The 15,109-nt window shown below is 37.5% G+C and carries 12 protein-coding genes; 9 read left to right on the top strand and 3 right to left on the bottom strand.

Annotation, left to right across the window (positions count from 1 at the left end; genetic code table 11):
• Positions 1-575: 575 nt before the first annotated feature.
• Positions 576-839 (top strand): hypothetical protein, encoded by a 264-nt coding sequence (locus QF028_RS00335; RefSeq protein ID WP_429463230.1) that lies wholly within the window; start codon positions 576-578, stop codon positions 837-839.
• 406 nt (positions 840-1,245) lie between these two features.
• Here QF028_RS00335 and QF028_RS00330 read toward each other — a convergent pair whose 3' ends face one another.
• Entirely contained in the window at positions 1,246-1,704 is a 459-nt protein-coding gene (locus QF028_RS00330; protein ID WP_429463229.1) for an Lrp/AsnC family transcriptional regulator, read from the bottom strand.
• Between the two features lie 476 nt (positions 1,705-2,180).
• Here QF028_RS00330 and QF028_RS00325 point away from each other — a divergent pair, with 476 nt between their 5' ends.
• The 5 genes from QF028_RS00325 to QF028_RS00305 all read left to right on the top strand — a co-directional run bounded on the left by QF028_RS00325 (position 2,181) and on the right by QF028_RS00305 (position 8,492).
• A complete protein-coding gene (locus QF028_RS00325; RefSeq protein ID WP_429463226.1) occupies positions 2,181-3,320 on the top strand; it encodes a Leu/Phe/Val dehydrogenase in 1,140 nt (379 codons plus the stop codon).
• Positions 3,321-3,345: 25 nt separating this feature from the next.
• On the top strand, positions 3,346-4,413 hold the full coding sequence (gene pdhA, locus QF028_RS00320; RefSeq protein ID WP_429463224.1) for a pyruvate dehydrogenase (acetyl-transferring) E1 component subunit alpha: 1,068 nt from the start codon (positions 3,346-3,348) through the stop codon (positions 4,411-4,413).
• Positions 4,413-5,435, top strand: a complete 1,023-nt coding sequence (locus tag QF028_RS00315) for an alpha-ketoacid dehydrogenase subunit beta (protein WP_429463718.1) — start codon at positions 4,413-4,415, stop codon at positions 5,433-5,435. The genes pdhA and QF028_RS00315 overlap by 1 nt, the downstream gene beginning before the upstream one ends.
• 12 nt (positions 5,436-5,447) lie before the next feature.
• Positions 5,448-6,734, top strand: coding sequence for a dihydrolipoamide acetyltransferase family protein (locus QF028_RS00310; RefSeq protein ID WP_429463222.1), 1,287 nt, complete (start codon positions 5,448-5,450; stop codon positions 6,732-6,734).
• Positions 6,735-7,115: 381 nt separating this feature from the next.
• Entirely contained in the window at positions 7,116-8,492 is a 1,377-nt protein-coding gene (locus QF028_RS00305) for an amino acid permease (protein WP_429463220.1), read from the top strand.
• A gap of 88 nt (positions 8,493-8,580) precedes the next feature.
• On the opposite strand, the gene QF028_RS00300 is transcribed toward QF028_RS00305, so the two are convergent.
• Positions 8,581-8,769: a PaaI family thioesterase gene (locus QF028_RS00300; RefSeq protein ID WP_429463218.1), complete on the bottom strand. Its 189-nt coding sequence runs from the start codon at positions 8,767-8,769 to the stop codon at positions 8,581-8,583.
• A 1,287-nt stretch (positions 8,770-10,056) separates the two neighbouring features.
• Here QF028_RS00300 and QF028_RS00295 point away from each other — a divergent pair.
• The 3 genes from QF028_RS00295 (at position 10,057) to QF028_RS00285 (ending at position 13,572) form a co-directional block, all read left to right on the top strand.
• Positions 10,057-11,004, top strand: coding sequence for a site-specific integrase (locus tag QF028_RS00295; RefSeq protein WP_429463216.1), 948 nt, complete (start codon positions 10,057-10,059; stop codon positions 11,002-11,004).
• 372 nt (positions 11,005-11,376) lie between these two features.
• Complete coding sequence (locus QF028_RS00290) at positions 11,377-12,651, top strand: IS110 family transposase (RefSeq protein WP_429463214.1); 1,275 nt, start codon at positions 11,377-11,379, stop codon at positions 12,649-12,651.
• 468 nt (positions 12,652-13,119) lie between these two features.
• Positions 13,120-13,572: a GNAT family N-acetyltransferase gene (locus QF028_RS00285; RefSeq protein WP_429463212.1), complete on the top strand. Its 453-nt coding sequence runs from the start codon at positions 13,120-13,122 to the stop codon at positions 13,570-13,572.
• Positions 13,573-13,835: 263 nt separating this feature from the next.
• On the opposite strand, the gene xerS is transcribed toward QF028_RS00285, so the two are convergent.
• Positions 13,836-14,966: a tyrosine recombinase XerS gene (xerS, locus tag QF028_RS00280; protein ID WP_429463210.1), complete on the bottom strand. Its 1,131-nt coding sequence runs from the start codon at positions 14,964-14,966 to the stop codon at positions 13,836-13,838.
• Positions 14,967-15,109 lie beyond the last annotated feature (143 nt).

Here is a 15,109-nt window from a genome sequence, read left to right as displayed (position 1 = left end):
TGATTAGATAAAAATTAAAGTCAAAAAAAAAACATCTGTAACCCCTAAAAAGGATTACAGATTTGTCGGTAATGAAAATATAGCTATGGTAGCATTCTGGTAACATTTTGGTCACGAACTAAAAATAATTACCGATCATTGCAAATAACGAAGTTTTTAAGTTTGCCCGAAAACCCTTTAAAATCAAGGGTTTTGGATAACTAATGATATTTAAAAATAACTAGAAATAACACCTTTCCTCTAACTTCAAAACTGCTTGAGACCTGCGTGCCAGGTCTGGTGGCTTCGATTCCCACGCAGTCCCGCCAACCTTGATATATAAGGGTTTTTGAGGGTTATATGAGAAGTTAAATAGAGTAGAAAGTTGCTGGCCAACAACTGAAAACATTCCCTTAGGTCACATTTTGGTAACATTGCTTTTTAAATAATTTACATAGGTTATTTATTGAGCTGCTCAAACTACTGGGCAGCTTCTTTTTTGCATATTTGGTAACACATGAGTATACATATCTATCGTGATTCCGATTGTCGAATGACCTAATCGTTCAGAAACGACTTTAGGGATTCCAACAGCTGTGTACGGTTTCAGTGAAGAACTAGCTCAGCGAATCCGTGGTACGATAAACATTGAAGGAGCCGATGTCGGCGGAATTGGAGGTACTCTAGCAGGGAATGCCCTATCAATGGCTGCCATGCGTGCCACCTTGGAAAATGTGCTTACTGCGGAAGCATATGATCGAAACATTGCTCTAGCCAAACGTTTTTGTGATGGTGTGGAGTCAGTGATTAAAGAACATAACCTCCCGTGGATTGTTAAACATCTTGGTTGCCGTACATAGTAATGGTTCCGTGACACTCCACCAAAAAACGGTGGGGAAGCCGCTGCAACAGCTGATTATGAACTGGATCTGGATCGCTACATGCACCTGTATGCTCTAAATCGAGGGATTTTAATGACTCCTTTCCACAACATGGCACTGATTTCTTCCGAGACAACTGTTGAGGATATCAATCATCATACAAAGGTATTCCGTGAAAGTGTAGAATCACTTCATGGAGCACGAGTATAAATTATCTATGAAAAAATGGCAACCCGCCTACTTCATGTCTGAACTATTTAGCATGATTCGTAAAATAAACATTGAGGTGGAAAGATAAAAATGGGAAGACATTAGATGAGTTAAAAAGAAAGCAGTTATAAAAAGCTGCTTTCTTTTTCCATTTTTCATACCCATTGCACCAGGTTTACTTTATTTCTTCCTTAACGTCATGTGGAGTGATGCAGCGAAATGAGACGGGTGATGATAAAACGATTGATGTATTTACATTTCCGTAAGGAGTTAGCCGGTCAATAAGACTGCTCAGATGATCCATCCCTGTAACGGCAGCCTTAAGTAAATAGCTAACTGAGCCGGTTAACCGATGACATTCAACGATGTCAGGGTCATCGATAATCCGCTTCTCAAATTCTGTATAAGATAATACCTTGAGTTCACTTACCTGAATATAAACGATTACATCCCGTCCAATGGCTTCGAGGGATACCCGGGCACTGAATCCTTCAATAATTTCCCTATCTTGAAGCCTTTTTAAACGCTCAGTAATGCTTGGACGACTAAGGGATAATTTCTTCGATAATTCACTTAAAGTCATCCGTCCGTCCATTTGAAGAAGTTCAAGCAGACGAATATCTAATTGGTCCATAGAATTATTCTCCTTTTAAAATGAAGTTAAATATTGAAAATCTTATGCAAAATATAATGCTTATCACCAAAATTTATGCATTTTGATATGTTTTTCAATTATATTATAGCTTATTATTAAATAGAAGCATAATCTTTCTAATTTTTAAACAAATAAAAAGATTATGTATTATCTCAAATCAGGGTAATTTCAATGAACTCGATCATTGTTTATGGAAGGTGCTGATTAATTTGTCCGCATCAACAGCAGAAGGGTTTGTTGTAACGATATCTACTGCCAAGCTTCTATTTAATAAAATGTAATCGCTACCAAAGCGGAAAAGCTAGGTACCTAGAGATGGTCATTCGAGAAGAAAGAGTCAAGCAAGTCGTCGAAAATGAAACTTCTTCATCATTAACACAGGAAAAGACGTTGTTTTTTCACTTTTTTTAAAATGTTTTTCTACTATAATCACAGTGCTAATGGAGGTAATTTAAATGAACGTGTTAGAACACTCTGTACAAAAAACTGAATCAGTTATTGAAAAAATGCATGAGCATGAGCAAATTGTTTTTTGCAATGACCCGACAACAGGGTTGAAAGCGATTATCGCCATCCATAATACAACACTCGGACCTGCATTGGGGGGCTGCCGTATGAGCCCGTATCGTACAATGGATGAGGCCTTGGAAGATGTACTCCGTTTATCTAAAGGGATGACATATAAATGCGCTGCTGCCGATGTCGATTTCGGTGGAGGAAAAGCGGTAATCTTCGGTGATCCTGCAACGGATAAAACACCGGCTATGTTTAGAGCTTTCGGTCAGTTTGTTGATTCTTTAAATGGACGTTTTTACACAGGAACAGATATGGGTACCTCAATGGATGACTTTATCCATGCCTCAAAAGAGACAAATTGCATCGTAGGAATTCCTGAAGCATACGGAGGCGGCGGTGATTCATCCATTCCGACTGCGCTTGGAGTCATTTATGGTATAAAAGCAACGAATAAAGTCGTTTTTGGCACAGATGATCTTTCCGGAAAGACCTTCACTATCCAAGGTCTTGGAAAAGTAGGGTTCAAAGTAGCCGAACAATTGCTTGAATCCGGAGCTGATTTATACGTAAGTGATATTAATGAAGAAGCCATAAAAGCCATTCAAGAACGTGCAAAACAATTAGGAAGCATTGCTCGTGTAGTAAGCGGAAATGATGTATATTCTGCAGAAGCAGATGTATTTGTTCCTTGTGCTTTTGGTGGAATTATTAACGATGAAACAATCGAACTGTTAAAAGTAAAAGCAGTGGCTGGTTCGGCAAACAATCAGCTTCTTACTGAGAAACACGGAGAAGTACTAAAACAAAAAGGAATTTTATATGCTCCAGATTACATTGTAAATGCTGGCGGTCTAATTCAAGTAGCAGATGAACTATACGGCTACAATAAAGAGCGTGTATTATCGAAAACAAGATCCATTTACACATCGTTATTGGAAGTGTACAGACAGGCAGGGTTGGATGATATCACGACCATTCAAGCGGCAAACCGACTATGTGAAAAACGAATAGAAGACCGAAAAAAGCATAATAGCTTTTTCACTCATACCAAACGTTCTAAATGGGATATTCGTAAATAATAATTTCTGTTTATGAGGTGATGACATGTTAACGGAATTTCCAATATTTCAAATTGTCGATGAAATCGGCCAATTAATAAATGAGGATTACAAAGATAAAATAACCGAAGATCTTGTTAAAAAATTCTACTATAATATGGTTCGCATTCGTACCTTTGATCGAAAAGCCATTAGTTTGCAACGTCAAGGAAGACTTGGTACGTATGCTCCGTTTGAGGGTCAGGAAGCTTCTCAAGTTGGAAGTGCACTCGCGCTTGAAAAAGATGACTGGGTATTCCCTACCTATCGTGACCATGGTGCCACGTTAACGTTTGGAGCCGGCATGGCCCGTACATATTTATATTGGAATGGGCGTGTGGAGGGATGCGTGTCTGAAGAAGGGAAAAAGATTTTCCCACCAGCCGTTCCCATTGCAACACAAATCCCGCATGCAGCAGGGGCTGCTATGGCGGAAAAAAGAAAAGGTACGAAAAATGCAGCGATTGCCTATTTTGGAGACGGTGCCACTTCAGAGGGCGATTTCCATGAAGGATTGAATTTTGCCAGTGTGTTTAAAGCTCCAGTTATCTTCTTTAATCAAAATAACGGCTTTGCGATTTCAGTGCCGATTAAAAAACAAATGAATTCCAAAACGATTGCCCAAAAAGCACTCGCTTATGATATGCCGGGTGTCCGTGTCGATGGAAACGATATTTTTGCTGTGTATTTCCAAACGATGGAAGGGCTAGACCGTGCCCGTCAAGGAGAAGGCCCAACTTTAATTGAAGCAATGACATGGAGATATGGAGCTCATACAACGGCAGATGACCCGACTAAATATCGCGATCAGTCCCAAAGTGACACAATTCGAGAAAATCGAGATCCTCTTCTTCGTATAGAACGCTTTATGAAAGCAAACAACTTCTGGGATGCAGAATGGGTGATGAAGGTCAAAGAAGAAACCGCAACCGAAGTAGAACAAGCAGTAAAAGATATGGAAAGCTATCCAAAACCAAATATTAATGATTTATTCGATAATGTATTTGAAAAGCCGACTTGGACGATTGCGAAACAAAAAGAAGAATATTTTCAATTGATCGGGAGGGAAGCTTGATGATTTTTAGTGTAGACAGACCGGCAGATGACCAAACTACAAAAACTAACGAGCTAACACTCGTTCAAGCCGTAACAGATGGGTTGCGCACGATTTTAAAAGAGGATGAGCGAGTCCTTCTGCTTGGTGAAGATATCGGTAAAAACGGTGGCGTATTCCGTGCTACCGAGGGTTTGCAAGAAGAATTTGGGGAAGATCGCGTTATTGATACGCCACTGAGCGAAGCAGGGATTATCGGAACCTCTATCGGAATGGCTGTCAATGGATTTAAACCCGTAGCGGAGATGCAGTTTCTTGGTTTTATTTATCCGGCGTATGAGCAGATCATGACACATGTATCACGCATTCGTATGCGTACGATGGGAAGCTATACAGTTCCAATGGTCATCCGTGCTCCATACGGTGCAGGCATCCGTGCTCCGGAAGTTCATTCAGACAGTGTGGAAGCATTGTTTACTCATATGCCCGGAATAAAAGTTGTTTGCCCTTCATCTGCATACGATGCAAAGGGTCTGATCATCGCAGCTATCGAAGATCCTGATCCCGTCATATTTTTAGAGTCAATGAGAATCTACCGTGCTAACCGTGAAGAGGTTCCGGAAGGAAAGTATATAGTTGAAATCGGAAAAGGGAAAAGGCTCAAAGAAGGAGATGACGTTTCTGTTTTTGCATGGGGTGCGATGGTACCGGTAGCCATGAAAGCAGCGGAACAGGCCGAAAAGTACGGCATTACCTGTGATGTAATTGATTTGCGGACCCTTTATCCTCTTGATAAGGACATTATTGCAGAATCTGTTCAAAAAACAGGACGTGCGGTTATTGTTCATGAAGCCCATGCAACAGGCGGAGTGGGTAATGATATTGTTTCCATTATAAATGATACATCATTTTTGTATATAAAATCTCCGATTGAGCGCGTGACAGGTTTTGATGTACCGGTACCATTATTTGCGCTGGAAGAACATTATTTACCTACACCAAAGCGGGTATTCAACGCAATCGAAAAAGTTGTGCATTTTTAGGAGGGGAAAACATTGGTTGAAGTAAAACTACATGATATTGGTGAAGGGATGACAGAGGGAGAAATTATTCACTATTTCGTCAAAGTGGGGGATATGGTCAAGGTGGACCAGCCTCTTGTAGAGGTACAAACGGATAAAATGGTGGCTGAGCTTCCTTCCCCAGCTTCAGGGAAAATAAAGGAAATTGTTGTGGACCATGGTAATACGGTCTCCGTTGGTACTACTCTTCTGGTACTGGAAACAGAAGGAGCAAAAGCGGTAGAAACAGAAAAGAAACAAGCAGAAGCAGCTTCTAAAAAGGCAGAGGCGTTACAATCACAACTGCAGCAAACAGATGTGATCGAGCAAAAAGGAGAAAAAAAATTCATCATTGCGGCGCCTTACACAAGAAAAATTGCACGGGAGTTTCGTGTAGATATTAACGAAATTACAGGTACTGGAACATTTGGGCGCATCACTGTGGAAGATATATACAACTTTGTTAAAAAACGTGATGAAATCCAATCTCCTAAGGAAATGAAAGCGCCTTCCGCCGAAGTGACTGAAGCAAAAACAGAACCTAAACAAGAGATTCAAAAGCAGGAAGTTCCGAACATAAACGAATCTAATGCAGAAGTAATTCCGTTTAGAGGCCGTCGGAAGCAAATTGCAAAGAAAATGACCCTATCACTTTATACGATTCCTCATGTGACACATTTTGAAGAAGCAGATCTAACTGAGCTGCTCACCTATCGAAACGATTTAAAAGAAATGAATATCAATGTTTCGGCTGTTGCTTTCTTTATCAAAGCGATCGCAGTGGCATTAAAACAATTCCCTGTATTCAATGCCAAGCTTGATGAAGAAAACGAAGTAATCCGTTTAGAAAAGGAATATAACATTGGAATTGCCACGGATACAGAAAATGGTTTAATTGTACCTATCATTCATCATGCTGACCAATTATCTGTTCGTCAAATTCATGACAAATTGAAAGAGTTAACGAAAAAAGCGCAAGAGGAGAAGCTGACGTCGGCTGAATTAAAAGGAGGAACATTTACCATCAGTAATGTCGGTCCATTAGGAAGTATCGGAGCTACTCCGATTATTAATCATCCGGAAACAGGGTTAATTGCCTTCCATAAGACGAAAAAAATGCCTGTTGTTATGGAAAACGATGAGATTGCGATTCGCTCGATCATGACCATGTCGATGGCGTTTGACCACCGCGTTGCAGACGGTGCTACAGCAGTAGCCTTTACGAACCGCTTCAAACAATTAATTGAAAACCCTAAGTTGTGGCCAATAGAACTTGCATAGTAACCAATAAATCCACTAAACTCCAAGAATATAACTAGTAAGTCCCGTCAAGCTCAGGGACAATAGGACACCAAATTAGGAAGACGACTCCACATCATTTTGGTAAAGTATTATCATTGCCAATAGATTGGTTGAAGTCTTCCTATCTTAAACAGCAGATAAGATGTGGAAACAGATCTCCCGAAAATAAATCGGACCTCACCAGAGGCTTGGGTGGTAGAAAGAAATTTCCAAAAAGAACAACAGCAAAATTTGTAAGCGTTTGCTTTAAAGGATTTTTCCGGTTGGACAAGTTCGTTACCATCCAGGAAACCCGTTGATAGTTCATTTTGATCTTGTCGTTCTGGTATATTAATTAAAAGAGTTTAGGAGGACTAATTAATGAAAGATGCATCATTGCAAAAGAAGTTGTTGCCGCGGCATATAAGTATGATGGCAATGGGAGGAGCAATAGGGACAGGGATTTTTAAAGGTAGTGCAGAAACCGTATCATTAGCAGGACCAGGTGTTATCTTTACATATGTGTTCGCAGGACTATTGCTTCTTGTTGTTATGGGAGCTATAGCAGAAATGGCCATCGTCTATCCGAACACAAATATGAAAGGCTTTGTTCAGAAAGCATTTGGTAAGCGCGCTTCCTTTGTTATAGGCTGGATGTATTGTTTCATGTGGCTGGCCGTATGTGTCATCGAGATTGTCGTGGCAGGCAGCTTCTTGCAATACTGGTTTCCATCCAGTCCTCTTTGGGAATTAAGTTTAGGCTGTGCCGCTTTAGTTATTGGAATTAACATGATGAATGTTAAAAATTATGGGGAATTTGAATTTTGGTTTGCAGGCATTAAAATCACCATGATTATCGTATTTATCATATTAGGAGCAGGTATTTTATTTGGAGTCATCCCGAGCAATCAATCCAACTATCTTCACAATTTTACAGAGCAAGGCGGTTTTTTCCCGAAAGGGTGGATGTCAATCTTTTCAGCTCTGTTAATTGTTATGTTTTCTTATGGAGGTTCTGAATTAATAGGATTAACAGTAACAGAAGTAAAAGATGCAGAACGGATTTTACCTAAGGTGATTAAAAGTTTTGTTTGGAGAATTATTTTGTTTTACACGCTGCCAATTCTGGTCATTTGCGGTTTAATTCCTTGGAATGAAATTGGCATCAGTCATGCGAGTCCGTTTGTCCAGGTGTTATCCATGGCCGGCCTGAAGGGGGCAGCTCACCTTATGAACTTTATTTTAATTACAGCTGTCTTATCTGCAGCCAACTCCGGTATATACGGTTGCACACGGATGCTTCATTCCCTAGCGGTTGAAGGGGAAGCTCCAAAGTCTTTCTCTTTTGTATCAAAAAAGGGTGTTCCATTATACAGTTTAATATTAACAGCAATTATATTAGTCGGCGGCTCCATGATTGCCTTTGTTGCGCAGGAAAAGGTATTTACTTTATTAATGGCGGTTCCGGGTTTTGTCGTATCGTTGGTCTGGATTGGTATTTGTCTAGCACATTTAAAACTTCGCAATTCCTATCCTAAAGAACCAAGCTTTAAATTGTGGGGCTTCCCATATTTAACTGCGATTACAGTCGTTACGTTAAGCATCATATCAGTAATATTTTTGTTAGATGAACAGAATCGAGTGAGTATTATTACTTGTCTCGTTGTTTTAGCGGTGCTATTTTTGATTTCCATCTTTAAGTTTAAAAATGTGGATGAAAAAGATACCAAGATAGTAAAACAGAATAAAGTAGTATAGTCATATCCATATTTAAGAGAATAGGTAAACAATTAAAAAAATGATATGGGCCATAATGGCTCATATCATTTTTTACATTAATAAATACTTAAACTTCTGTTTCAACAAAGGACTGATTTTTACGATAAACCATCGCTTCCATGGTAGCGATCAATTCTTGGTTGCTATATACACGAATGTTATACCAGCCAAGACGATGGGTTTTCTTTATCTCTTCAGCAGTTGCGGTGAGTGATTCACCTAATTTTCCTGCTGACATAAAGTTGACAGTGGTCACAACTTGGTCACAGACTAGATGTTTTTATATTAAAATAGATAAAACTAAATGATATATGATTTTTAAAAAAGTAAATCAAATCAAGACTTTACAGCAATACATTAAACTGAATGGAACCAAAAAAGATACCTTCCCTCTAACTTCAAAACTGTGTGTGTCTATAAAAATTTTACTGTTTCATAATAGATCAAAAAAGTCTCGAAAATTATTTACGAGACTTTTTGTATTGGCGAAGAAATTTTATTCCTTGCAATCGATTGACTTTGATCTATTCAAGCTAGGGGACGGAAGGAATATTAATTTTCTCAAAAATTAATATTATATATTTCGACATATATGTTAATGATTCCATATATTATATAGTTGTTTTTATATCTGATTATATTGTATTTTGCATCATTACTTTTAAATATATATTATATTAATATTAAAACTCAGAGTTAAAAGGTAAGCCGATAGTGTATCTTTAACAATAAAAGATCTTTTAAAAGAAGAGACAAATATTTGTATATATAATCTTTTTTCTTGAATTCTGAAACAATTAACCTACAACGAAATTACATGAAGGATTGTACATAAAAGAAAAGATAAATGCGCTAGAATTCAAATCTCAAACATCCTAAAAAAAGGGTTCTTCTGATATTAAATTTAAACATCTTAATAATATTAGACAGTAAATATTAGCTTAAAGTCTTTGGTGATTTATAACTATTGATTTACGAATAGATATTAGAGGAATGGATAAAGAGTTTTCCCTTAAGCACTCATGCGAAACAGCTTCCTATTATGATTAAGCATAGATATAACCTGAATCCTGCTTCGATATTCATCACCATGCGGTTTAATTGTATATCCGTATTCATTTAAATGTGCAAAGTTTCATATTAGAACTCCAAAAAATGAGTGCCCTCGATAAAGTAGGTATCGCCCAGCAAATTTCACTTCTCTAAGTGTTCATGGTTCTTTTTTAGCTTTAAAACTTTAGGAAAAAAAGGAGATGAGAAATTCGGCATCCTATGATTCAATTTCCTGACTTGCACACATGTTTGTCCTTTTTCGTGACGTGTTCCTTCTATTAATATGTGATTAATTTTATATTTCATTATAGTCTCGACTATTTATTAAAGTGGTTATTAGGTGTTAACGTTTTAGAATGGTTCACTGCTAATATTTGAAGTAAAATCATGGATTTTACTCTATTTTGTTTACGAAAATACTAAGTTCCGATAATATATAGTTATCGGAACTTAAAACCGGAAAAGCAAGCCGTTAAGGAGGTTCGATATTATGTTAACTGAAAGTGGAAAATTTCTTCAGATTGACAAAGAAAAACTGGAAAAAATTAAATTCTACATACAAAACTCTAAAAGTAAGAACACTCAGAGAAGTTACGCGTCGGACTGGAAGCATTTCACAGAGTGGTGTGAGTTGAATGGAAGAGATCCTCTTCCGGCATCTGCTGGCACGCTATGCCTTTATTTATCGGAATTGGCAACGACATATAAATATTCGACCATACGAAGACGAGTTTCTTCTATTAATATGGCGCATAAATTCAAACATCATCTTCCACCTGCCAAGCAAGTTGAAGTTCAAGCCTTATTGGAAGGAATAAAAAGAGAAATCGGTACTCGGCAAGAACCGAAAAAGGCACTAATGCTGCAAGTCCTTCCTGCCCTAATCGCTAAGATTGACACCTCAACTCTGATTGGTGTAAGGGATAAGGCGATCCTATTGTTAGGTTTTGCCCTGGCAAGCCGACGTTCAGAACTGGTGGCTATTAATATAGAAGATTTACAGATTAACGACTTTGGTATGGACGTACGAGTTCGAGAAACTAAAACAATGAATGATGATCTTATAAAAGGAGTTGTTTATACATATAACGAATTTTGTCCAGTTAAAGCGACTCAAGAGTGGATTAAGATAGGGACAATTACTTCCGGTGCTTTGTTTCGTTCAATTGATCGGCATGGAAATATCAAGGAAAGGTTGAGTGATAAATCCATAGCACTTATTATAAAAAAATATATCGGGGAACTCGGGATGGATATAAATGACTTTGCTGCACATAGTTTGAGAAGCGGACTTTCAACAAGTGCTGCCATGATGGGGATGACAGAAATTGCGATTATGAAACAAACAGGTCATAAAACCAGGGAGATGGTTGATCGCTACGTTCAGGCAGGCTTACGATACAAAAACAATGCGAGCAGCATTTTGAAAAATTTATAATTTACAATTTTTAGTGCGTTGGAGATTTGCATTTAAACGAAATTATCTTTTCTATTATGTACAACCACTCATCTAATTTCGTCGTATGATAGTAGTCGGAAAATTTAATTAAGACATTTGAAGTTTTTGGAGGATACATTGAAAGCATTTTAAGAAACACTAACAGAAATGACTATCAAATTGGGGAGTCATTTTTTATTGACCGTTGAATTAAGCTATATAGAAAGATTGTGAAAGATTGCACTTAAACTAACGGGGCAGTTTAGCATTCCTGTAGATCCTTAAATTTCAGGTTTGAAAAAAATAGAACCCCTCAGTAAGATACGAGTATAGAGACCAATCTAACTCATATTCTTAAGGAGGAGTCCTACTATGAATTTTAAAATGCAAGACAAACAAAATCAACTAATTGAAAGAATTTCCGATACACATCTTATTGTTGGTGTTGATATCGCTCAACAATTACACGTTGCAAGAGCAGTTAACTTCCGTGGAATTGTAGTTGGAGACCCTATTACATTTGAAAATAATGAAGATGGGTTCCTTAAACTATTAAACTGGATTCATGATTTAAAAAGATTAAAAAACTTAGATGCAGCAATAGTAGGTATGGAGCCTACAGGCCATTACTGGATTAACCTTTCAAAATGGTTATATAACCAAAACATTGAGGTTGTAACAGTCAATCCCCACTTAGTAAAAAGGAATAAAGAGAATCGTGATAATACCCAATCTAAGAGTGATAAAAAAGATGCGCTCGTTATCGCGGATATGGTCAAAAACGGCTACTATTCCTTTATTCGTCCATCATCAGAATCATTTGAGAAGCTTAGAGTTCTAATGTCTAATCGTGATGTGATTGTTAAACGTCTCGTCATGTCTATTAATCAAATAAATCGATGGGTAGATGTTGTCTTTCCAGAGCTGCGACAAGTGTTTAAAGATGTTTCGTGCAAAGGAGCCATCGCAACCCTTCGCTTATTTCCAACTCCAGAGGAAATATCTTCAATGGAGCCATTAGATGTCATGAGGGGGTGGAAGTCATTAATGAAAAGACAACCAGGGTCTAAAAAAGCTCAATTACTGATCAATCTTGCAAAATCTTCTATTGGAACTGGACAAGCACTCGATGCTTATAAATTCCATCTAGAACAATTATTAGAAGAATATGACCTCGCTGTAAATCAACTCGAAAGAGTTGAACAACAAGTTAAAGAAGTTCTCAATAAAATACCATTTGCAAAAAAACTACTTATGATTAAAGGAATAAGTGAAATTTCATTAGCTGGGATACTAGGTGAGTCAGGAGATTTAAGTGGATTCTCTCACGGAAACTCTCTATTACGTCATGCGGGATTACACCTAGCTGAAGCAAGTTCAGGCAAATGGAAAGGTCAGATTGTTATTTCAAAGCGTGGAAGGTCAAGACTACGACGCTTCCTCTACTTAGCAACTATGAGCCTTGTGATGAATAACCCTGAGTTTAAAGCCGTCCATTCCCATAATGTGAAAGTAAAGAAGATAAAGAAAATGAAGTCAATAATGAAACTGATAGGTAAACTTGCGAGGATTTTTGTGGGTATAGCACGACGAAACGAGTCTTACTGTCCAAATAAAGTCCAAGTATTAATCCCTTTAGCAGCATAGAAATAAAACATAAGTTATATATAATGTATGGATTAAAATAGTAAAACTTTATTTTGAATGTTGTCTTATTCGTAGGATTTCAAATATGTACGGAGTACCAGGTTTATTGAACAAAAGGGCACTGTGACCCATCAGGTTAGCATAACTGGCCTCCACCCCTTGGATAGGCATGACGAAGGAATGAGAGGGCAATTGACCCGTTGAGACATGGGAGGGAAAGCCTCCAGGGGCGGCGTGGAGATGTACATTATATGGTAAAATATGGAGTGGTAGCTGACTCCTTTATTTAACTATGCCTTCACGAAGCCAAAATGATCTGATCTCATTTCAATTACCCGGAAATCCAATAACAAGGGTTATGAAATCCTGCGAATAAGTGAGCATTCGAGAGATATTCGTATCAAACTGAGGGAGTTCAACAAGAAATGGTAAAATCAAAGAAAATACAGTTATGTAGGGGAGAGTAATATGATTATTCGTAAACTAAATATAAATGAAGAGGCTCCAATGAATTTATTGTTATTAGCTGACCCTTCTAGAATAATCGTAGAGGAATATTTGCAAAGGGGAGAATGCTTTGTAGCCGAAAGTGAGGGTCAAATTATTGGGGTTTATATACTGTTGCCGACAAGACCTGAAACGGTGGAGTTGGTGAATATTGCAGTAATAGAAACTCAACACGGCAAAGGCTTGGGGAAACAACTAGTAATGAATGCAATTGAAGAAGCTAAGTTAAAAGGATATAGAACCATAGAGGTCGGTACTGGAAATTCAAGTATCGGACAATTAACCCTTTACCAAAAATGTGGTTTTAGAATTACTGGAGTTGATAAAGATTTTTTCATTAGGCACTATCAAGAGAAGATTTTCGAAAACGGTATTCAGTGTAGGGATATGATTCGATTATCTCAAGATTTGTAGATTTAAAAAGGTCCTTGTTTAACTAACGGGTGCTTTAATGAAATAAGCAAGTATAATTAATAAGCCAAAATATACAAGATTTTATGCAGTACTTGTCTATTTTGGCCTCCCTCACCTAACTGGATTGAATCCCTGTAGCTAGATCTACCTCTCGAATAATTTTCATTATCTTTTTTATCGTAGGCAAAGTTAGCGATATTCATCATTAGAAGCAATCTTGCTGATCGTGGTTCTACTAACCTTAGATTTGCTTACTAGGAAGGTTACTGCTTCCGAGCCTTATCCATTTCATCAATTACTTTTTTACTCTCGACTGCAGACAAGTTAGTGTACTTGGATGTGGTTTCAATTGAACTATGGCCAAGCTGGTCACGCAACAAGACTAAATTTCCTCCCGTTCGAATCCACTCACTTGCAAAGGTATGTCTGAATTTATGAGGACTTAATGCTTTTCCAAAATTCTCACTTTCACCCTGAGAGTTGAAGGTCTTTGTATATTTACCAACAAATTTTTGTATTGCTCGAACAGAAATAGGCTGTGCGTTTCCTTTATATTTTGCTAAAAACACATAGGAAACGTTACTCCCTGGCTTATATCGATCATTACGAATTTGAAGATAATCCTTTAATGCAACAAGGGCAGAAGGGAGGACCAATACTGTATCCTCTTTGTTTCCTTTCCGAATGATATCAATTTGTTCCTTTTTGAAGTTAATGTCGTGGATTAATAAGTTAGCAATCTCACTAACACGAATACCGCTGCCTAAAAACAAACTAATGATTGCAATATCACGTTCCTTGTCACGTAAAAAAAGAGCCTTTTGACGTTTATTCAGGTATTTTTCATATTCAAACTTCACAAAATGAAGGAATTCATCTATTTCATGATCAGAAAATACAACAGAGCTTATTTTTTTTGCCCTTCGACTGGCAGTTATTTTTTCTTTGGGTGCTTTTACTTTGCTAAAAACATTGCGATAAAAGTAACATTCGCCATCAGAATTTTCCGTTTCTTGGGTAAGGTAATTAAACAAGGACTTCAGAGCATTAATATTTCGTAGCACGGCACCATTTGACCGTTTTTTTACAACTCCATCACGTTCTTGAATAATTTCTTCCTCCAAATACTCTTTATATAATTCAACGTTTTCCTTGGTAAGCTTTTCAAGAGTATCTAAAGAGGTATTTTTAATATGGTCTACTCCAGAAATCCCTTCTTGTTGCAGCCATTGAAAAAACTTATTAAATTCATGAACATAGCCAAGCAGGGTAGAGGAGGAATACTTTGCCCGCTTTTTTGCCCTGATATATTCAACTACGTAAGGGGGCATATCTATTAATTTAGCTTCCAGACGTTGTTCATGAACCATTTTTTCTCTAGAAGGAGCTGGCATTGTTCAACAACCTTTCTTAGCGTATCGATAGTTTACATAATATTTTTATAGAAATGCTATTTAAAATTGGAGAATTGTTTTTGTGAATTGTATGAAGTCAATTAAATGGTTCTCTACAATTTTCTGTAAAATACCTAAATTAA

This window comes from Neobacillus sp. B4I6, assembly GCF_050434045.1.
In the GTDB taxonomy this organism is placed as follows: domain Bacteria; phylum Bacillota; class Bacilli; order Bacillales; family Cytobacillaceae; genus Neobacillus.
The sequence above is the reverse complement of the archived record's forward strand: the minus strand, read 5'-3'. Positions and strand labels throughout refer to the sequence as shown.